At 35.1% G+C, this 21687-nt stretch carries 17 protein-coding genes and 1 riboswitch; of the genes, 12 read left to right on the top strand and 5 right to left on the bottom strand.

Translation table 11 applies throughout. From position 1 onward, the window contains the following. Positions 1-16 precede the first annotated feature (16 nt). A complete protein-coding gene (locus tag MHH85_RS16820) occupies positions 17-988 on the bottom strand; it encodes a proline dehydrogenase family protein (RefSeq protein ID WP_340707814.1) in 972 nt (323 codons plus the stop codon). Between the two features lie 1078 nt (positions 989-2066). Further along, positions 2067-2201, bottom strand: coding sequence for a sporulation histidine kinase inhibitor Sda (locus MHH85_RS16815; protein WP_053417825.1), 135 nt, complete (start codon positions 2199-2201; stop codon positions 2067-2069). Positions 2202-3709: 1508 nt separating this feature from the next. Here MHH85_RS16815 and MHH85_RS16810 point away from each other — a divergent pair. From MHH85_RS16810 to MHH85_RS16780, 7 genes are all read left to right on the top strand, one after another. Further along, a complete protein-coding gene (locus MHH85_RS16810) occupies positions 3710-8098 on the top strand; it encodes a S8 family serine peptidase (protein WP_340707813.1) in 4389 nt (1462 codons plus the stop codon). 613 nt (positions 8099-8711) lie between these two features. Continuing rightward, positions 8712-10175 carry a hypothetical protein gene (locus MHH85_RS16805; protein WP_340707812.1) on the top strand — a complete coding sequence of 488 codons (1464 nt, stop codon included), beginning with the start codon at positions 8712-8714 and terminating at the stop codon, positions 10173-10175. A 277-nt stretch (positions 10176-10452) separates the two neighbouring features. Then, positions 10453-10562: riboswitch (TPP riboswitch) on the top strand. A gap of 104 nt (positions 10563-10666) precedes the next feature. Beyond that, the gene (locus tag MHH85_RS16800; protein ID WP_340707811.1) at positions 10667-11659 is read left to right on the top strand and encodes an ABC transporter substrate-binding protein; all 993 of its coding nucleotides are present in this window, start codon (positions 10667-10669) and stop codon (positions 11657-11659) included. 12 nt (positions 11660-11671) lie between these two features. Further along, entirely contained in the window at positions 11672-11962 is a 291-nt protein-coding gene (locus MHH85_RS16795) for a thiamine-binding protein (protein WP_193738424.1), read from the top strand. Further along, the gene (locus MHH85_RS16790; protein WP_340707810.1) at positions 11962-12714 is read left to right on the top strand and encodes an ABC transporter permease; all 753 of its coding nucleotides are present in this window, start codon (positions 11962-11964) and stop codon (positions 12712-12714) included. The genes MHH85_RS16795 and MHH85_RS16790 overlap by 1 nt, the downstream gene beginning before the upstream one ends. Positions 12715-12719: 5 nt before the next feature. Further along, entirely contained in the window at positions 12720-13466 is a 747-nt protein-coding gene (locus tag MHH85_RS16785) for an ABC transporter ATP-binding protein (protein WP_340707809.1), read from the top strand. A gap of 5 nt (positions 13467-13471) precedes the next feature. Beyond that, on the top strand, positions 13472-14260 hold the full coding sequence (locus tag MHH85_RS16780) for a TatD family hydrolase (protein ID WP_340708191.1): 789 nt from the start codon (positions 13472-13474) through the stop codon (positions 14258-14260). A gap of 125 nt (positions 14261-14385) precedes the next feature. Here MHH85_RS16780 and MHH85_RS16775 read toward each other — a convergent pair whose 3' ends face one another. Continuing rightward, positions 14386-15522 (bottom strand): MFS transporter, encoded by a 1137-nt coding sequence (locus tag MHH85_RS16775; protein WP_340707808.1) that lies wholly within the window; start codon positions 15520-15522, stop codon positions 14386-14388. A 208-nt stretch (positions 15523-15730) separates the two neighbouring features. On the opposite strand from MHH85_RS16775, the gene MHH85_RS16770 reads away from it, so the two are divergent. Continuing rightward, on the top strand, positions 15731-16867 hold the full coding sequence (locus MHH85_RS16770) for an FIST signal transduction protein (RefSeq protein WP_340707807.1): 1137 nt from the start codon (positions 15731-15733) through the stop codon (positions 16865-16867). A gap of 11 nt (positions 16868-16878) precedes the next feature. Beyond that, positions 16879-17862 carry a methyl-accepting chemotaxis protein gene (locus MHH85_RS16765; protein WP_340707806.1) on the top strand — a complete coding sequence of 328 codons (984 nt, stop codon included), beginning with the start codon at positions 16879-16881 and terminating at the stop codon, positions 17860-17862. Between the two features lie 58 nt (positions 17863-17920). Here MHH85_RS16765 and MHH85_RS16760 read toward each other — a convergent pair whose 3' ends face one another. After that, on the bottom strand, positions 17921-18238 hold the full coding sequence (locus MHH85_RS16760; protein ID WP_053417815.1) for a general stress protein: 318 nt from the start codon (positions 18236-18238) through the stop codon (positions 17921-17923). A gap of 350 nt (positions 18239-18588) precedes the next feature. Between MHH85_RS16760 and MHH85_RS16755 the strand changes: the two genes are divergently transcribed. The 3 genes from MHH85_RS16755 to MHH85_RS16745 all read left to right on the top strand — a co-directional run bounded on the left by MHH85_RS16755 (position 18589) and on the right by MHH85_RS16745 (position 20730). Continuing rightward, positions 18589-19041, top strand: coding sequence for a hypothetical protein (locus tag MHH85_RS16755; protein WP_053417814.1), 453 nt, complete (start codon positions 18589-18591; stop codon positions 19039-19041). Further along, on the top strand, positions 19029-19319 hold the full coding sequence (locus MHH85_RS16750; RefSeq protein WP_193738430.1) for a DUF2653 family protein: 291 nt from the start codon (positions 19029-19031) through the stop codon (positions 19317-19319). Before MHH85_RS16755 ends, MHH85_RS16750 begins: the two co-directional genes overlap by 13 nt. A 178-nt stretch (positions 19320-19497) precedes the next feature. Next, on the top strand, positions 19498-20730 hold the full coding sequence (locus MHH85_RS16745; RefSeq protein WP_340707805.1) for a hypothetical protein: 1233 nt from the start codon (positions 19498-19500) through the stop codon (positions 20728-20730). Between the two features lie 475 nt (positions 20731-21205). On the opposite strand, the gene MHH85_RS16740 is transcribed toward MHH85_RS16745, so the two are convergent. Further along, positions 21206-21607, bottom strand: a complete 402-nt coding sequence (locus MHH85_RS16740) for a hypothetical protein (RefSeq protein ID WP_340707804.1) — start codon at positions 21605-21607, stop codon at positions 21206-21208. Between the last annotated feature and the right edge of the window lie 80 nt (positions 21608-21687).

Here is a 21687-nt window from a genome sequence, read left to right as displayed (position 1 = left end):
TTTGAGCGGGATTTTTTTATTTGCGTTTAGATAGACGACCAACGATGAATGCTGATGCAGCTAAACCAATCGCAGTGTTTGTTTTTTTATTGAAAACTTGTTTTGTAACAAGTGTTAAGTTTTGAGGACGCTCCGCTAAACGGCGCATGAAGTAACCATACCAATCACGACCAAATGGAACATAAGTACAGAAGTTATAGCCTTCTTTTGCTAATTGAAGTTGCATATCTTTACGGAAACCATAAAGCATTTGGAACTCAAATTTGTCATTCGGAATATTATTTGTTTTAACAAATTGTTTTACATGATTAATGACACGGTGATCATGTGTTGCGATTGAAGTAAATTTACCATTCAGTAAGTGATATTCAATCAATTTAATATATTTTGCATCGATTTCAGCTTTATCTTGGTAAGCAATATTTGCTGGTTCTTTATAAGCACCTTTTACGATACGCAAACGGTAGTTTTTATATTTTTCGATATTTTCATCAGATTCATGGAAGTATGCTTGGATAACTGTACCGATATTTTGATGCTCACTATTCAATTGCTCCATCAACTCAAAAGAAGGATGTAAGCGATCATAGTTCTCCATGTCAAAGTTCACGAAAATATTGAATTGATCAGCTAGAGCGACGATTTCTTTTAAATTTTCATAACAGAAGTCAATATCAATATCTAAACCTAATTGTGAAGGTTTTAAAGAGATATGAGCATCTACCCCATGATCGTGAATTGCTTGAATTAATTCTAAAATTTGATTTTTAGCAGCAGTAGCTTCTGATTTTTCAAAAACAAATTCTCCTAAGTTATCAACTGTACATGCGATACCATGCTTATTTAATTCTTTAATACTATCAATCGTTTCTTGAATATTAGTACCGGCTACTACACTTTGTGCCCCCATCTTTAAACCGTATCTTTGAGCAGCTGCATTTAGTGTACGATTCTCAGATAAATACATAAAAAAGTCTCTTAATATCATAAAAAATCTCTCCCCATCATTTGTGAACTAAATTCCAAGCGATTATATCACAAAATTTCAAATTGCAAGAGTTTTCTTTTAAAATAAATTTTGACAAAAGAAATAATTCAGATAAAATCTCTGGTCAAAAAAAGCTATAAAATCAGAGTATGATATATATAAATTAAGCCCCTATTAGATTTTTAAAATTTTTTTTCTAATACATTCTTTAGAACTAGTTTTTTGCTACAACTAACATCTGAAAGATTGCTAGTTCATAAAAGTAGAAAAGCTCTAAATATAATACTAGTATAATAATTAGAGCCGTAAGTGATTGCAATATGTTTAGTCATGAATCAATTGAGATAGTTGTAACATGTAAGGGGCTATCAGAAAAATAAACATAACTATATTGATTTATTTGGTAAATGTTGAATTAAGGATGATTTTAAAAAAAGAGGTCAAAATTAAATTATAGATAATTAGATGAGTTTTAGATGAAATGGTACTTTTATATAAATTATTTTATAATAATAAATACCGGGGGATTTATAAGTAAATCTTGTTAGTTTTCATTAGAGAAGAGTAGAGTGAATTTAGCTGCATTTACATACGTTTTTCGCATTCGAAATTTACAAATAGTCTTTAAGTGATTCAGTTACATGTTGATGTATTAAAATGAGTATCCAATGTTATTGAAGAATTGACAGTGTAATAGGACAAGGTTACTCTGTCAATTTTGTATATATAATTGTTAAATCTAAAATTGTCCAGATCTCTTTATCAAGTTCGGTATTTGGCTTATTTTTGTACGAAGTTTATTACTTGGAAACGTGATCATCAACTAATAATAATTTGTTTAAATCGTGCAATGGCAATAGTGCCTTCTGAAATGAGTTTCCAAGTAATTAGCATATAAACTATCAATAACAGGACACAGGCTAATATGACGCTTTAAAAGTTGAAATACATGACGATCATCAAATGGATCTCTAATTTATATTGGTGTTCAAACGAAGAATTAAATAGCTACTTATATTGAGATGACTATCAAGAACAAGAAAAGCTAACGTCACATTTTTATAAATGCTGTATCAGTTTAACACGGGACTTTTTTAATTAGAGAGCGACGCATAATTTCAATTTTTAATAGGTAAATAAAATCTGGATTTAACATGCTAGTAGTTGCAGTAACATAAGCTTTAATCAGTAAATCGTCTGATAATTTACTCACGAATTAGTTCACCTCCATATTTTTGTGAGTCGAGTTCTAAACCAAAACAAGATGGAATATATTGATAGTTAACTTTGCTATAAATAATGTAGCAAATTGCTTTGTACAAGACAACCACCCCTTTATCCACAGACTTTGGTGGATAATTTGTGATTAACTTATGGATATAATGGTGAAATATAGAAGGGGCGGTATGTATAATGTGCATAAAGTTATCCACAGTTGTATGTACCACTAAAATTTGTCGAAAGATTTTTCTGAATCATCAGCTTTTTGTTGGTATTTCGAGTTGAATTGACATCATAAATAGGATTTTAACGCTAGAAATTGAGGTATTAAAAGCTCCCAAATCAGCATGAAATCTAGAATTCACTCAAAATAAGACGTGAATATTCTGGTAATAATAAATTGGATAGTTATTATAATGAATAGTCATAATATTACAAATATTTAGAGTTGTATTATAATGATTTTTACGTTTCCCTCAAAAATCATCGTTTTTAGGCAATAAACCTGTACATGCCCCTTATGCTTAACCCTCAAATAATATAAAAAATATTAATTATCGTAAAACTCTGTCGATTTGTATTTTAAATATAGTTACAGTTGAAATTGGCGCTGTTACTTTTCATGAAAACACCAATTGAAGGAAACTGGAAAAGGTGCTTAATGGATAAAATTTTCAACATATATAAATTGATCTCCTAATTTAATATTTAGGAGATTTTTTTGCATTAACCTCACTTATTTCAAAAATCTTAAATGAGTTCTTATATCTTTTTTTTGCTTTCCTAGATAGAAAAATTGGATTGTTTGTTTTAGAGGTTATCCTCTCATTTTATTGGGGTTAGGATATTAGTCCTTTGAAAACGCAATGTTAAATTTGATATTTCAAATTTCAATAAATAGAAAAATAAGTAAAAAAAGACCTTGTGGATAAGGATGAAAAACACATGAAAACTCTTTATTTTCAACTGTTTATATAAAAAATATATACAGTGAAAAGACAGCGAAATGGAAAATAGAAACAATCCTTTAGTACTATTCATTTATTTTGAGAATTAATAGTCATATTACCCTCTTTTTAATTTTATAGGTGTATTTAGGCATTTTACAATAAAATTGAAAATCTAATAAATTTATTAAAAACACACTTAAACCTTATAAATATTGTTATAGCAACATTCCTGCGTATTTTGTGTGAATAGCTTCAATGTATCAAAATGAACTTTTAGTGACTTAAGACCTGTAATCTAATAGTAAATTACTATTATTTATAAAAATGGAGAAAAAAATCGCTAAAAACTGACAAAAATTTGAATTGTAATCTTATATAGTTGTAGTTACAACTAGAGATTGATATTTGGCACCATTGATTCTGTTTACCTAAATGTCTGTTTGGGAAAGGAGGCAAAGGTGTTTTTCTTTGGTCTTTTTAGGGTGACTTTAAAGGCTATCAGCTTCTATTAAAGAACAAATATCTTTATAAAATTAGAGGGGGAATGAAGATGAGGAAAACAAGTAGTCCTGGCAAAGCATTTAGCATCGCTGCATCTGTACTCATGGCATTTTCTTTAGTTGCTCCAAATGTTGCTAGTGCGAAAACGACTGATAAGCTGCATCAATCTTTCAGAGATTCAAGTTCTAACACAACTCTCGTGAAAGACAAGCTAAGTGATCGATTACTCAATAATTTTAAAGATGATGAAAAGGTAACTTTCCTTATCAAATTTAAAGAAAAGTCTGCTGCAAATAAGGTAGCTACTGAAGCGAAGAAAAATGCAAAGGCAGATAAAATGACAGCCCATCAAGCTAAGCTCGCTCAACGATCTGCAGTTGTATCTGATTTGAAGGCAACTTCAATTGAATCGCAAGAAACAGTCAAAGACTTCCTTGAACAAGAAGAGAAAAAAGGGAATGCAAAAGATATCACATCTTACTACATCGTCAATGGGATGGTTGTTACCGCAACAAAAGAGATTGCTGAAAAAGTGGCGACATTTGCAGAAGTAGAAAAAGTATTACCAAATGAAAAACGTCAATTATTTACGACAAAAACAAAAGAGACACCTGCGCCTAAATCAAAAACTGCAAATGTTGAGTGGAACGTTGAACGAGTTAAAGCTCCTCAAGTTTGGGCAAAAGGAATTGATGGAACAGGAACAGTGGTGGCAAGTATTGATACAGGTGTGCAATGGGATCACCCAGCATTAAAGCAAAAATATCGTGGTTTCAATGCATCTAATGGACAAGTTTCACATGACTTCAACTGGTTTGATGCGACTGTTGGACGTACCACTCCGTATGATGATCTTGGACATGGTACACACGTTACAGGAACAATGGTAGGTAGTGAACCAAACGGGTCTAACCAAGTTGGGGTTGCACCTGGTGCGAAATATATTGCTGTCAAAGCATTTACATCAGAAGGTGGTACAGATGCGGATCTATTGGCAGCTGCACAATGGATTTTAGCGCCAACTGATGCCAATGGAAATGCACGTGTTGATATGGCTCCAGATATTGTGAATAACTCTTGGGGTGGCGGTCCAGGTCTTGATGAATGGTACCGAGATGTAGTGCTCAATTGGCGTGCTGCAGAAATTTTCCCTGAATTCTCGGCAGGTAACACAACGAAAACGAATCCAGGTGGACCGGGTTCTGTTGCTGCACCAGCTAATTACCCAGAGGCATTTGCAACTGGGGCGACTGATATTAATAACAAAGTAGGAAGTTTCTCACTTCGTGGACCATCGCCATATGATCAAATCAAGCCAGACATTTCAGCGCCTGGTGTGAACATTCGATCAACTGTTCCAGGTAGTGGCTATGAAGGTGGCTGGAATGGAACATCGATGGCTGGCCCAGCAGTATCGGGGGTATTAGCTCTTCTTCGTCAAGTAAATGCGAACTTAACAGTTGATGAAATGGAACAAATTTTACTTGATACAGCAATTCCATTAACTGACTCTGAATATCCACAAACACCAAATCATGGCTATGGTTATGGATTAGTAGATGCTCAGGCAGCAGTTTCTTCAATAATTACTGGTCTAGGTACGTTAAAAGGTCAAGTGACAAAACAAGGTGATGACAATGAAGCGCCAGTACTAAAACATAAAAGTCCTGTAGAAGCATTCGCAGGGATGGATTTAGATTTGACAGCTTCAGTAACAGATAACATTAGTGTTTCATCTGTTATCTTAAATTACAAAGACGCAAGTGGTGCTTGGAAAGCAATTACTGCAACTCATAAATCAGGAGATTATAAATCAGGGGAGTTCGGTGTAACGATTCCTGGTGAAGCGATTAAAGTAGATTCATTCAAGTACAAGTGGACAGTCAATGACTTCGGTAATAACGAAGTGAATAGTGAAGAATATGTAGTACAAGTAAAACCTGGTATCACAGTAGGGTACTTTGAAAACCTAGAAAAACAACCTACTGGCTGGTCTTCGTTTGGCAATAAAAACAGCTGGGAGTGGGGAACACCAACGTCTGGTCCAGGAAAAGCTGCTTCTGGGGACAAAGTGTATGCTACAAATTTAGCTGGTAACTATGACAGCCAAATGAACGCAACACTCGTGATGCCTCCAGTTGATTTACCACAAGGCCAATCTTATTTACAGTTCAAACAATGGCATAACTTCGAGGAATCTACATCGGGAAGAGCTTGGGATTATGGACATGTCTTTGTCTCAACAGATAGAGAAGAGTGGACACAAGTAATGATGGTTCAAGGTGCTTCAAACGGTTGGAAAAATGCAGAAGTTGACTTATCAGCTTATGCAGGTCAACGCATCTACATTGGTTTTAATGCTTTCTCTGATGGAAGTGTTAATAAAGAAGGTTGGTATATTGATGATATCGGGTTAGTGGATGTCTCACAAACAGGTAAAGTGTCTAAAGATAAGGACAAAAACAAAAATGTAAATGGCAATAAATCTAATAACGCTAGCGATAAAAATAGCAGTAACAAAGGAAATGTAGGAAAAGATAAAGATAAAGAAGCTATGAAAGAGTGGGTTGATCCTAAGACTATTCGTCCGGTATTGCCTACAAAAGAAAAACCATCGGTAGAAGAAGCTATTGTGAATCCAACGCTTTTACCTTTAGGTGCTCAAGTAAGTATTCTTGAATCTGGCCGTTCAGTGTATTCAAATCCTGCTGATGGTTCATATTCATTAACACATGGTGCCGGAACATTCACTGCGAAAGCAGAAGCTTATGGGTTCACATCTAAACAGCAATCTGTTTCGATTGAAGCAGATGGCATGGCAACTGCAAACTTCACATTGAATGAAGTTGCACAAAATACAGTGAGTGGTAAAATCACTGACAAATCAACAGGTGAAGGCGTAGCAGGAGCAACTATCTTACTAGTTGAAGATGCCAATATTACGCCAGTTACTACAGACGCAAAAGGTAATTATTCATTGACTGCATATGAAGGCGACTACACATTAAAAGTTGTTGCTCGTGGCTTCTATAGCCAAGAAACAACTATTAAAATTGGCCAACAAGCTACGACTCAAGATATTGAGTTAAAACCTTTCTACACTTATCCGGGTGGCGAAATTGGTTATGATGATGGTACTCCTGAAAATGCACGGGCATTTAATGCAGCAGGAAACGCTTGGGCAGTGAAAATGTCCCTTCCTGAAGGAAAAGAAAACGGCATTGTAACTGATGGTGTATTCCGATTCTGGGACACTGAATGGCCAGTTCCAGGTGGTACTGCATTCGCAGTTGAAGTTTGGGACACGACTGGGGCAGATGGATCGCCTGGTAAGAAAATTGCGGGTCCAATTGATGCAACAGCTCTACGTAATGGTGAATGGACAGTTGTTGATTTAAGTGAACACAATATTATTGTAAATGGCGACTTCTACATGGTATATCGTCAAACGCATGCTAGTCCGAACACACCAGGTCTTGCAACAGATGAAAGTGGAGAAAATGCAGGACGAAGCTACCAAGGTGTTTCCGATGCTTGGTCACCATCACCTGCTGAAGAAGGAAACTACATGATTCGTGCCCGTGTAAGTTATGAAGTACAGGGCCCAGTAATTACTTCACCAGCAACAAAATCTGTGACAAATGAAGCATCAACAAAAATCGAAGGAACAGCTTCACCAACAACAACGATTAAATTAAAACAAAATGATCAAGAAGTTGGATCTGCCGTCGTTGGAACAGATGGTAAATTCTCAATCGATGCTAAATTATCAGAGGGTTCAAATGAATTCGTAGCAGTTGCAACTCTTGATGATAGAGTAATAGGAGAATCTAAAGCTGTTAATGTTGTATTAGACACTATGAAACCGGAACTGAAAATCGAAAGTCCGCTTGACGGGGATAAAACAAATCGTGAGTCAGTAACCGTTGAAGGTACTGTTGAAGATGCGAACCTAGATTGGGTCCGTGTAAATGGAAAAGACGCACCTGTGGTCAATGGCAAATATTCAAAACGTATCCTTCTCGACAACGGTTTAAATGAAATCAAAGTAGTAGCTAGCGATAAAGCAAACAACAAAGTGACAAAGAAAATTAGTATCACAGCAAATTACGATGCACCTGTCATTGAAAACTTAACACCAGTAGAAGACCTTAATCTGGAAACAGGTAAAAGTGTTAAAATTGAATTTGATAGTGCAGCAGGATTGAAAGCTACTTTCGTCATCCACATGCCTCTAACAAACGTTAATGGACAAGATCAAAATGCGACTGAGCTACCTATGTCAGAACAAGCAGATGGTCATTACGTAGGCTATTGGACAGTACCATCAGGAACAGTAGCAAAAGGAGCAGTAATTGAAGTAAAAGCTGTTGATAATTTCAAAAACGAAACGCGTCAAGAAGCGAAAGGTAAGCTGTATATCAATATTGAGAAATAAACGCTATTAAGTAATGAACCCCCTATCTCTTTGGAGAAGGGGGTTTCTAACGTCTAAACGAAAAATGCATGTGCTTTAGCAATGGAATTCTAGAGAAACACAGTTTTTTAATCACTATTTTGGACCATTTTATACTCTTATACATATCCTACAAAGAATGAAAAGAAAAAGGAGTGAAATTGAATGGTTCAACCTTTTCATGGAGGACAGTGGCAACGCGAAAGTTCTAATTTTTGGCGGGGGCAGCAATGGAATCAAGGCAACAATTGGCACCAAGGTAACGACTGGCACCACGGCCAAAACTGGTTCCCAGGTCAGCAGTGGCATCATTGGAATCAATGGCAACCGTGGCAACCGTGGAATCCTTGGAATCAATGGAATCAATGGGGTCCATGGCATCCATGGCACCAAGGGCATCGTTGGTAATAAATTAGAACGAGTATAGTCACACATAGATTTCACATATATTTTATACGACTATCAAGCATCCCCTGATTCGATTGAGTCAGGGGATATTATTATGCCTCAGAGGTAAAAACACTTTAGAAATGCTTTTGGGATGTAAATTATCTAACAGAAGCACGCATATAATTGATTGAAGGGTGGGGGAATATTGGAAGAATATGCAGGTGTATTGATGAGATTTTTACCTTCAACGGCAACCATTTTACAATTACAACAACCGGAAAAAAAGCCGGCAATACTACTAGCAGATATAGATGGCGATCATAAAGAAGAGATAATCGGAGCATACAACTATCAAGGTCGAAATTATATTAAAATATTAAAGAATAACCATAATGAATGGGTTCCAATAGCAGACATCAAAGGAAGCGGGTATGGAATAACGAATTTAGTAGCTGTGCCATTAGTTAACAAAAATATAAATACTTTAATTGTAGGTTGGCAAATAGGGAGTATATGGTCGAAGTTAGACCTACTACAATGGACAAACAAAGGTTTTATTCATATACCAACGAATAATATGGTCTATAGTAAATTGCAAGTAGAAGATATGCCGAGTACCCAAAATTCGGACGGGAAATATGAGCTAGCTATTTGGGTTCATGATACGGGTGATGCCTATAAAATAGCTATCTATCGTATTAATGACATGAGACTTATAAAGGCAAAAGATGTGTACCCATATTATTTCAAAAAAGTAGAAGCGTACTATAAGAATCTATTGAAGAATAATGATTATCCTTTTTATTGGTACTATTTATCGGATGCTCAGATGAAGGCGGGAGATTTAGAACAGGCACTTATTTCAATTGATAAAACGTTGTCGTTTAATTCACCATATCCATCTAAAGAGACTCTACTAGAGAAAAGAAGACAAATTTTAAATAAGTTGAAGCAACATCAAGAGGGTGCCCAAATTGTCATTGATAAAAAAAGAGGTGATGTTACAGGAGATGGCTTAATTGATACAGTTCTTCTAACTGCTGAAAAAACTGAAGGAAGCCCATATTTAAAAAATATTACCTTAATTGTTTTTAATGAAAAAACTAATTTCTATGAACAAATCCCATTAAAAGAAAACTCAGGTTATAACCCCACCATATCGCTCGGGGATTATACAGGAAATGGTGTAAAAGACATATTAGTTGTCATAGATTCAGGTGGAAGTGGAGGCATCATATTCGCATATATATTTACATATATGAACGGAGAAATGCGCCAAGTATTTGACTCAGATGCCTATAATGAACTTTCAAAATATGAAGTGAATTATTTGGATAATTACAAAGTAAGTGTTACTAGCTCCTATCCAGCGAAAAAATATATCTTAGATCTAACATATAAAGGGAAAGATTATCTATCTGAAATTTATAATGTAGACGGCACACTTAAAGCGCCAATCCAAGGGTGGGTGGATCCTATTAGCGGATTCTATCCTATTGATTACGCAAGGGACGGCAACTACGAATTTTTGGCGTACCAAGAAATCGCCGGTAGATACCATGCAGATGGCTTAGGTTATGTAGAAACTATATTGAAATGGAATGGACAAAAATTTGTTTCAGACCGCCAAACCGTATCAATTTTCGGTGAAGATTTACCAGTGAAATAATCTATTAGTTAGTAATTAGAGGGTGTTTTAGGACGTGAATATTCTGCTAAATAACAATCAGTCGAGTTAGCGCAACAAACGCTGGAGTTAGCGCAACAATCACCAGAGTTAGTGCAACAAACGCCGAAGTTAGCGCAACAAACACCGGAGTTAGCGCAACAAACACCAGAGTTAGCGCAACAAACCACCAAATTCCAAAACCCAAAAACAATCGTTTCCAAATAAATATTGGAATCTTTTGTTTTTTTGATATAATAGATGAGAAAAGTTCATATGTGCAAGAATGTGGGGGGGCTGGTGTTGCCAGCTGAGAATGTATCCGATAGATGCTGACCCTTAGAACCTGATCTGGTTAACACCAGCGGAGGGAACATCAGCTAAAATCTCGAGTATCATTGAATTTTAGAGTGTATGTTAACGTCCGGAATAGTTCCGGGCGTTTTTCTTTTTGCATGGAACTTGTCAAAATAATATAGATGGAGGCAAGGGAAATGAAAAAATGTATGCTGCTACTTGTAGCATTATTCGCTTTAGTAGGTTGCCAATCAAATGAGTCAAAAGGAAATGATAATGACTCGAAAAACGAATTAAAAAAAGTAACCGTCGTTTTAGATTGGACACCAAATACAAATCATACTGGTTTGTATGTAGCAAAAGAAAAAGGTTTTTTTAAAGAGCAAGGTTTGGATGTAGAAATCATTCAACCAGGTGAAACAGGAGCAGATCAACTAGTAGCTTCAGGAAAAGCCGAATTTGGTATTACAGCGCAAGAATCGATTACACAAGCAAGAGTTCAAGGAGTTCCACTTGTGTCAATCGCTGCGATTATTCAACACAATACATCGGGTTTTGCATCCCCAATAGACAAAAATATTAAATCACCGAAAGATTTCGAAGGTAAGACTTATGGTGGTTGGGGTTCTCCAATCGAAAAGGCTGTTCTTGATTCTCTTATGAAAATCGAAAATGCTGATAGTAAGAAGCTAGACATTATCAATGCCGGAGATGCAGACTTCTTTACAATGGTCAAAAAAGATGTAGATTTTGCATGGATTTACTATGCATGGACAGGCGTCGAAGCGGAACTGCGTGGAGAAAAAATAAATATGCTTTATTTAACAGACTATAGTGACAAACTAGATTACTATACTCCAGTTCTTACAACTAACGAAAAAATGATCCAAAGTAATCCAGATACAGTGATAGCATTTACTAAAGCAACTTCACAAGGATATGAATTTGCTATAAAAGATCCCGAAGCTGCTGCAGATATTTTACTTAAAGCAGCCCCAGAACTAGATGCAGAGTTAGTTAAGAAAAGCCAACAATGGCTAGCTGACAAATATCAAGATGATGCAAAACAATGGGGAGAGCAGAAACTTGAAGTTTGGGAAAACTATGCAAATTGGATGAGTGATAATAACGTATTAGAAGGTAAATTCGATCCTGAAAATGCGTTCACAAACGAATTTTTACCACAATAAGGAGGAGAAAGAATGGCTAATTCATTAATCAGTGTACAAATTATTCCGAAAACAAAAACTTACGAGGATGTTATTCCTTTTGTAGATGCAGCTATCAAAATTATCGACGATGCTGGAGTGAAGTATGAAGTGCATCCACTTGAAACCACAATGGAAGGTGAACTTTCAGAACTGCTAGACATCATCCGTGTGATGAATGAAAAGATGATTGAACTTGGTAGCGTAAACGTCATCACTCAAGTGAAAATGCTTTACCAACCATCTGGTATTGAACTAGGTACATTAACGGAGAAATACAGATAATGAAATGGATACGTGAAAAAGGAGGAGCGATTTTTCTGCTCCTTTTCATTTTATGTTGTTGGGAATTGATTGTTCGCTTAAAAGAAGTTCCAGGTTGGTTGTTACCGGCTCCTACAGCCATCTTTTCAGAAGCAATCAAAGCAATTCCTACTTTTTCAACAGATATTTTATCAACAACTCAGTTGGCAGTATTAGGACTTACAATTGGAAGCCTTGTAGGGTTTATTATAGCGGTCTCCCTCCATATGATGCCTAAAGTGCAGAAACTTGTTTATCCGTTACTTATTCTATCGCAAAATATTCCAATCATTGTTTTAGCTCCGCTTCTAATTATTTGGTTCGGTTTTGGCTTATTACCAAAACTGATTATTATAGGTTTAGTCTGCTTTTTCCCGATCGTTGTAGCAGCATTAGATGGTTTTAAAAATACCGCACCGGAGCTCAAATACTATATGGAAATGGCGGGGGCATCAAAAAGCCAATTATTTTGGAAACTAGAATTGCCACATTCACTTCCGTCCTTATTTTCGGGATTGAAAATCTCCGCGACTTATAGTGTCATGGGGGCAGTTATTTCTGAATGGTTAGGTGCGAAAAAAGGCATAGGCGTATACATGACATTATCTCAATCCTCGTTCCGTACAGATCGTGTGTTTGTCGCTATTTTCACCATCATGCTACTAAGTGTCATCGTATTTGGTTTGCTACGTGTAGTTGAAAGAATAGTAATTAAAGGCAAACTGGAGAGGTGAATACAATGTTACTTAAAATGGATCATATCGAAAAATCTTTTGGTACAACACAGGTTTTACATGATATCTCTATACATGTAGAAGATGGAGAATTTGTTGCATTACTCGGACCTTCAGGGAGTGGCAAGAGCACCATTTTTAATTTAATAGGCGGAATGGGAACGCCAGATGAAGGAACTATTTCTTTGAATGACAAAATCATTCATGGACAAAAAGGGTTAATTGGCTATATGCCTCAGCAACCATCTCTTTTCCCATGGAGAACCGTCATTGAAAATGTCGTACTGATGCAAGAATTATCAGGTAAACCAAATTATGATGAAGCAAGTGAATGGTTAGAAAAAGTAGGATTACGAGACTTTAAAAAATCCTACCCAATTGAATTATCAGGTGGCATGAAGCAACGCGTAGCTTTTATAAGAGCGTTACTCAGTAAACAAAATTTATTATGCCTAGATGAGCCATTTTCTGCGTTAGACGAATTCACAAGAATTGAAATGCAAAAATGGCTTCTATCTGTATGGGAAGAAAATCGAAAATCCGTGCTATTCGTCACGCATAGTATTGAAGAGGCTATCTTTTTAGCAGATCGAATATATATACTAACGAAGCGCCCAGCTACTATAAAAGAAGAGATAAAAGTACCCTTTGCAAGACCGAGAGAGGAAAGTCTCTTAAATACAAATGAATTCTTTCAGCTCAAACAAAAACTTTTCAATCTGTTAAAGGATGAAATTGAGGTAGGTGAGTGAAGTTGATGATCGATGCTCATATCCATTTTGATCAATACAATGAAGAACAACAAAAGATGATTTTAAAAGAAATGGCTCAATTTAATGTAACTCATCTAATCGCAGTATCTACTCACTTAGCATCAAGTAAGGCCAATTTAAAAATAGCTCAAAATGATAAACGCATCCAACCTGCATTTGGTTTTCATCCAGAACAAGAACTGTTGGGGGAAAGTGAGCAAGCTCAATTGTTTGAATGGATAAGAGCACATAGAGATGAGATGGTTGCAATAGGAGAAGTGGGGCTCCCTTATTATTTGAAGCAAGAAAAAGAGGTCCTATATCAACCATATATCGACTTACTTGAAAAGTTCATCGCACTTGCAGCAGAAATGGATAAGCCTATTATTTTGCATGCTGTATATGAAGATGCTCACATTGTTTGTGATTTATTAGAAAAATATAATGTAACTACTGCACATTTTCATTGGTTTAAAGGGGATACACAAGTAGTTCAAAGAATGATTGAAAATGGATATTTCATCTCTATAACACCTGATGTATTGTATGAAAAGGAAATCCAGCAGCTCGTAAAGCAATATCCATTAGAGCAAATGATGGTAGAAACAGATGGACCATGGCCGTTTAAAGGGACATTCTCTGGTAAGATGACGCATCCAATCATGATCAGAGCATCTATTGAGAAGATTGCTACTATTAAGCAGCTATCATATGAAAAAGTTTCTACTAAGCTATATGAGAATACACAGAAATTTTACCGGTTGAAGTGTTCAAATTCATCTCTAAAAGTTTGACTTAATCAAAATATAATCCTCTTTGTCTTTGGGCAAAGGGGATTTTTTTGATATTGAGAATAATAAGAAATACAGCAACAATTTCCACAAAAAAAGCCAGAGATATTTAAATCTCTGGCTGAATCTCAAGCTAAAGCAGTTTTCCGATCTAATAATGTAACACAAGCAAAGCACAGTAATAGGATTCCTGTAAAAATAAAGCCGCCTGTGATTCCAAGTGACAACCAACCTAAAAGGGAAGATCCCACAACTACTCCTAATGAGAAGAACGCATAGAAGTAACCATAAGCCTTGCCTCGGACATCAACAGTTGTCGAATCAATCAGTAACGAATTTAATGAAGGGAATAAGAAGGCGAACCCAAAGCCATAACAAGCCATTGCAATATAAAGTAATGTATTTGAATCTGCCTGGCTAATTAATAGTTGGCTTAATCCCATCAAGCTAATCCCAAGTGCTAATGTTTTGATTGGCTTGACTCTATCGAAAATTCTATTAGTCGGTAGTAAGAATACAAGAACAGCAACAATGCCAAATGTACTCATTAAAGTTCCGCTCAAACGTGAATCAAAACCTAAATCTTGTACCTTTAAAGGTAATAAATAAGCGATAGCTCCTTGAGAAAACATAAGGAAAAATGCGCCTATAAAGGCTTTAAGTGTGCCTGCATTTTTGAAGAACGCTCGAATAGGAACGTGGGCACTAGTAGATGAATCTTTTTTTATTTGAGTTGATTTTAAGATAAAGATGGATAAAAAAGCGAGCACTAGCATGCAGGCAGCAGTAATGTTAAAAACAAATGGCACGCTTGTCCGACTAGCTAAAATACCACTAAATGCAGGGCCGGTAATGGCAGCAATACCTACAAATGCTCCTGATATAGCACTACTCTTACCACGTTTTTCTTGTTCAGTTTCATTTGCTAAAAAAGTAAATGCAGCTGGAACGATTAAACCCGCAACTAAGCCGTGGATAAAGCGAACAACTAAGAGCATGATCGGTGCATCAGCGAACGTATAAAGCAACAAAGCTAGACCAGTAGTGAATAATCCTGCTATCAAGATTTTATATGGACCTCTGCGATCTGTTAAAAACCCTGAAATGATGTTACCAAATGTATTAGACAATGAATACATACCAACCGCCAAGCCTGTTATAAAGGCCGATGCTCCAAGCGATTCAGCAAATGTACTCATGACAGGTAGTTGTGTAAACAAATCGAAGAACGAAAAGAACACAATGACATATATAAATTTTTTCATGTAAAACCTCTCCAACAATTAAATTCTTTATATATTATAGCCTATCTAAGCTAATCACCCAAATTTTCTTGAGTTTATAGAAAATATAAAAGGGAAAATAAGTAATTAAATTATCCTAGTACATGCTATAATAGATTGTAAAAAAGAACCATTTTAAAAAATCAATAGCAATTCAAACTAACTATCAAGATAAACTAGAGGTGTTACTATGGAATTAATACGCTCCAATTCTACGAAGCAAACAAATACCGTAGAGGCAGTTAAAGAAGTTACAAGTAAACTACATACCGAACCTTCATTACTATTATTTTTCACAAGCACGACACATTCATTTCAAGAAGTAACAGCACTATTTAATGCACAATATCCAAATTGTGAAGTTGTTGGCTTAACGACGACAGGCGAAATTGGGCCATCTGGCTTCTTAGAAAATGGTCTCGTAGCAATGAGCTTTGCAAAAAGTATTGGACAAATAAGTACGGTTTTGATGAACGATATTTCCAAATACCCTATATTTTCTCGTAATGATTTAATTTCCTCAGCAAAACATATAGGTATTAATCTTAACAGTCAGTCACTTGAAAAAGAAGGGCTAGCATTAGTATTTCCGAATGGATTAATTGCTGCAGAAGAAAAGATGCTATCAATCGTCAATTCAATCTTCCCGCATGAGGGGTTCCCTGTATTTGGCGCAACTGCTGGTGATGATGCAAAATTCATTGAAACCTTCGTTAGCTTAAATGGAGAAGTATCAAGTAAAGGTGGCGTAGTCATCTTTATGAAACCAACTGTAGATTTTGTCATGCTAAAAGAGAACATTTTCACTAGTACAGGTAAATCGATGAAAATTACTAAGGCTGATACTGAGCAACGTGTTGTCTATGAGTTAGATGGAAAAAAGGCAACGACAGTCTACGCAAATCGATTAGGTGTAAAAGAAAACGAATTAGATCGATATTTTATGACAAATCCACTTGGCAGGAGATTTAATAATGAAATTTTTATCGCATCACCATTCCAAATACTACCGAATGGAACGATCCAATTTTATTGCCAAGTTTTCCAAGATTCGATTGTTGAGATTTTAGAACCAAAAAACCCAGTTGAAACTTTACAACAAACATTACATACTTTCAAGTCCAATTTTACTGAATTAGAGGGCGTATTAGCCTTTAACTGCATTCTAAGAAAACTACAATTTCAAAATCACGGTCTATTCCCAGAATTAAATCGAGAACTTGAGAAATTGCCTAACTTAGGTGGATTCTGCAGTTACGGTGAACAATTTAACAAATCGCTTGTTAACCAAACACTAGTACTTTTAGGTTTAGGGAAGAGAAGATAGGAGCGCTGAGCATGCTGAAAAGCTTTTTCAAACAAAAAGAAAATCACTCTGACATATTAATAGAAAAAATCAACTCATTAACACCCAAAGAAAAAGAATCAATGATTGATGGTTTACTGGATTTAGTCACATTATTAAAATCATCCAATGAAAAGAACGCGAAAGGTGACAGTGTATTTATCGAGCGTATTACAGAGGTAAAAAATACTGTGGAAGAGGGCAGGACATCTTTAATTACCTCGAGTGGTAATATCCAAAGAATTCTTGATGAAGCGCAAAACATACATAGTATTACAGCTTCAGTGGAAGCACAAGGTGAGCAAAATATTCGCTTAGTAAATGAAGGTAATGAAAATATGAACAAGCTCGACTCGCAGATGGATTATGTCAAAGACGTATTTACTAATTTCGAAAAATCCATCGCCGAAGTTCAGCACGAAACAAATGACATCATAGCCATTACCAATATAATAGCGGGGATAGCAGACCAAACAAATTTATTGGCTCTAAACGCCTCAATTGAAGCTGCAAGAGCTGGGGAACATGGGAAAGGTTTTGCAGTAGTGGCTGCTGAAGTGCGTAAATTAGCCGAACAAAGTAAAAATGCATTAGTGAATGTGAATAAAAAAGTAAATGAAATTGTCGATCAAGTTTCGGTACTATCTGCAAATATCGTTGAAAAATCAAAAGAATTCGATCATACGCAAGAAATGACTCGTTTGACAAGTGAATTCTTCGGGAAAATAGCAACATCTGAAAAAGAGCTATTTACAAGTATGTCAGGCATTAAGCTCGCAACAGATCAAACAATGACTGAAATAAGCACATTCCGTCAAGAACTTGAAGCGATCGTCCAATTATCCGAACAATCAACCAAAAGCATTGATGAACTGTACATATTCTCACAAGATAAATTTTTTATTTCAACAGATATGACATCCTATATTACTCAAGTAAAATACTTAGTTGAAGCATTAAAGAATGACCAGCTTTAATATAAATTCAAAAACCCCCAATCACTATTAGCGTGATTGGGGGTTCTCTACATATTCATTAGTTAGCTATAATGATTAATTTACCTTGATCTAGTTCCTCTTCCGCATTTGCAGCTTCTTCTTTTGTTAAGCCAGCAGCTTCCATCTTATTGCGTAGTTCATCACCACGAGAAGTGAACATATTCTTCATACTATTTAAGATACCTTGTTCTTTGATTCCAACTTCAGCAGTATCTAGAGCCTTATTGATATCATCAGATCTTTCTTTAAAGTGTGCGAATACATAAATGTCATCTCTTGTATGACCTTGCAGTTCTAACTTTTTGATTTCTTCCAATGCTTGTACGGCGTTTTCTACTGTTAATTTTAATGTCATTTGAATCCCTCCGATTTTGTTTTACATATAATCTTTACCCTGAAGAACTAGCATCTAAACAATAAGTTGAGAAATACCAAGAGTTCAAACAATAAAAGTAGTAAAATCTTATACTTGAAATAAGTTCCTATATATAGGAAGTAAAGTGCTTTGAGAGAAAGAAATGAATTACTTTATTTTTTTTGAAACCTTTTGTCAATTCGAACGTATATAAAGTAAATCATGATAATTATCTGTGATGAGATGGACTAACGCTCGTATATCAGTGTAAATATCGAGTAGTGCATGATACACTGTTCAGTGGGGTTAGCACCAAAGAAAAACTACCAAAATTGACGGAGGGTCATACATTGAAAAAATTAGTAGCAGCTTTATTTGCAGCCACTCTTGTATTCTCAAGTGTCGGAAGCTTTGTGTTCAACGATCAAGCAACAACAGTTGAAGCAAAAGGGTATAAATCAGGTAAAAAAGGCTTCAATACGAACAAGAACTATAACAACAACCAACCAACAAATTCAAATATTCAAAAAGATAAACAAGATACAAAAACAAATAACGGAACATCAGCTACAAAATCAGGCGGTGGCTTCATGAAGGGCGGCCTTATGAAAGGTCTTATGCTTGGTGGACTAGCAGGACTATTATTCGGTGGTCTATTTGGTAACATGGGAGCACTTGGTTCTATTTTAGGATTCGCAATCAATATCCTTGCGATTATCGTATTAATTGCTTTAGTTCGTAAAGTATTTACTATGATAAAAGCAAAAAAACGTAAAGAGGAAGCAAACCCATGGAACAGATAATTATTCCAGAACAAGATATCATCAATGCAATCTGTCTTTTCCAAGCTCGTAACAAAAACGTTATGCCAGAAGATGTTGAAGTTGAATTGGCATACGATGATGATGAAGGCTTTTCAGCAGAATCATTCATTAGAGGTCAAGTTGAAGCAGTTAGCGAAGCGGGTCTAATAGCGGCAGTTCGTCTATGGATTTCCGAATTCCTAAATCGCGATCCATTCGCTTCAGGAATTGAACTTGTACTAGATGATGAAGAAGGCATTATTGCCGTAGTAAACTAATAAAACACAAAACAAGGCATCACTGATCTTTAAAATCAGTGATGCTTTTTTGTGTTATTTTAATAATAAAACATAAATACCAGCATTTCTCAAAAAAATAGGTTCAAATGTGGTAAAATAAGTATGTTAAATGAATTGGAAGAACTAAATACATATAAGTGAAGGAGCTTTAAAATCGATGCAGAAGAATAACAATACCCGTATCAAACTTCTCAGACGGCTTATGCTTTGTTCCGTACTATTAATCCCTTCGATAATAACGTTAACGAAAACAGACATCGCACAAGCTGCAAATTCAAAAGCGAAGGTCGGTTTTCAAACAACGACAAAAAAACCAACAACGACAAAAAAGCCAACAACAACTAAGAAAAAAGTTTCTCAAAGCTATAATGTGAAAAACGGCAAACTGTATAAAGGAAGCAAGCTCTATAAAAAGCAAAAGCTTTATCAAGGAATCCTCTATGTAGATGCAAAAAAAGCAACTGGTCAATACACGGTTTCTGGTAATAAACGATATTATAAATCCGGTATACTTTTTACGGGTCTATTAGAAGGTTATTATTACGAATCTGGTAAAGAGCCTGGAAGATATGTTGTATATAAAAACAAACTTTATGCCCCAGATGGCTGGCCAAATGAAGGTTATAGAATTTATAACGGTTTACTTTACGATGGGGAAGATTTAAATATAGGTGCGCTTATTTATCAAAGCAAATTATATTACGGAGCAAAAATAAATAGTGGTTATAGAATCTTTGAAGGCGAACTATACTACGGAGCCAATTTAAGAAACACCAAGACAGTATATAAAGATAGATTGTATATTAACGCAAAGCCGAATATCGGTTATACAACCTATAATAAGAAACTATACGATGGATCATATTTAAATGAAGGGTACTTCCTATATAACGATATCTTATATAATGATGCAGATTATAATAAAGGATATACTTTATTTGAGGATCGACTTTATAATGGCAAAGATGAAAACTATGGAATTGCAAAATTTGATGGTCAATATTATTACCATACAGATATCGCAAATGGCAAATACGGCGGAAATCTATACGAAGATGGAGAATTAGTTAGAAAAGCAACGACTATTAAATCTATTCGTATTGTTGATACAAAAACGTTAGAAGTAACATATAGCCAAGCAGTTAACAATAAGAAACCTTTAATTAACGTAGAAAAAAATGGCGTTCTATATACAATCTCAGCATTTAAATGGAACAAAGCCAAGACAGTATCAACCTTTGATATCTCAGGATCCATCACTGCAGGAAAATATAACATTACTATTTTCGGCATCGATAATATTAAACTGTTCGGTTCTATTGCAGTAGAAGGTGAATCAGCCCTCCATATTGCAGATGCCAATTATGGGTATGAAATGGTAGAAGATTAAAGTATAAGAAACGTAGTCAGTAAACTTCTGGCTACGTTTTTACTTTTTTGGGTTAATAAATAATTATGTTAAAATAATATAAATATATTTTAAAACTCCTATTTTCTTTGGAAGATAGGAGTTTTTTTGTTGCCTAGTGAAATACATTTCTTTTCAAATATTTATTATGATTCTGATAATATTCCATGTGGTATGTATTAATCACGTATCAGAACAAGTCAATCCATCACCAGATGATTTACATATTTAACGGTATTGGTTAACATATATAAGTTATTATTTTAATAATTGAAACAATTAACCACATAATTTCTTAAGAAATTATGTGGTTTTGATTTATTAATAAATTTAGAAAACCTCTTTTTTAGGATGTGAACATTTAAAAAAATAGAAAGTGTTTCTTACACAAACGAAACTTAACCTAAACAATACTCATCCAAATCATCAATTAAACTCGGGCATTCAACAAAACTATTTATTCTTCACTTACAGTTCCTTGAAGTATACTTAAATTATTTTCTTCAAAATAATAATCAAGATTTACTTTTTGTAACTTTTCAGTAGGTGCGGATAAAAGGTTTGTATAGTTATTTTGGTTTTCCAGTTTATCACCTTTAATGCCATCTTTCTCTTGGTTTGGTGCGTTTTCTAACTTATCATTACCGAAGCCTAATGTGTTGGATAAGATAATTTTTAACTCATCATATACTTTTTCTAGGTTTTGAGGCAGAACTGAAATTAATTCAACGCCGTCTTGGAAAATAGATTCCTTATTCCAATCAAGGAGTTTAGAGGGGGAATTGTTCATTGTATAATATGATCCTGCAAAAAAAGAAATCGAACTTATTAATAAAATGGCGAAAAGCTTTTTGATCATAATTTATCATCCTTCTTTCAGTGATAAATACATACTTTCCAAAAAAGGATGAAATTATAACTATAAGTTAATAATTAGAA

It is taken from the genome of Viridibacillus sp. FSL E2-0187 (assembly GCF_038006425.1).
Classification (GTDB): Bacteria; Bacillota; Bacilli; order Bacillales_A; family Planococcaceae; genus Viridibacillus; species Viridibacillus arvi.
This window is presented reverse-complemented; position numbering and strand designations above follow the sequence as displayed.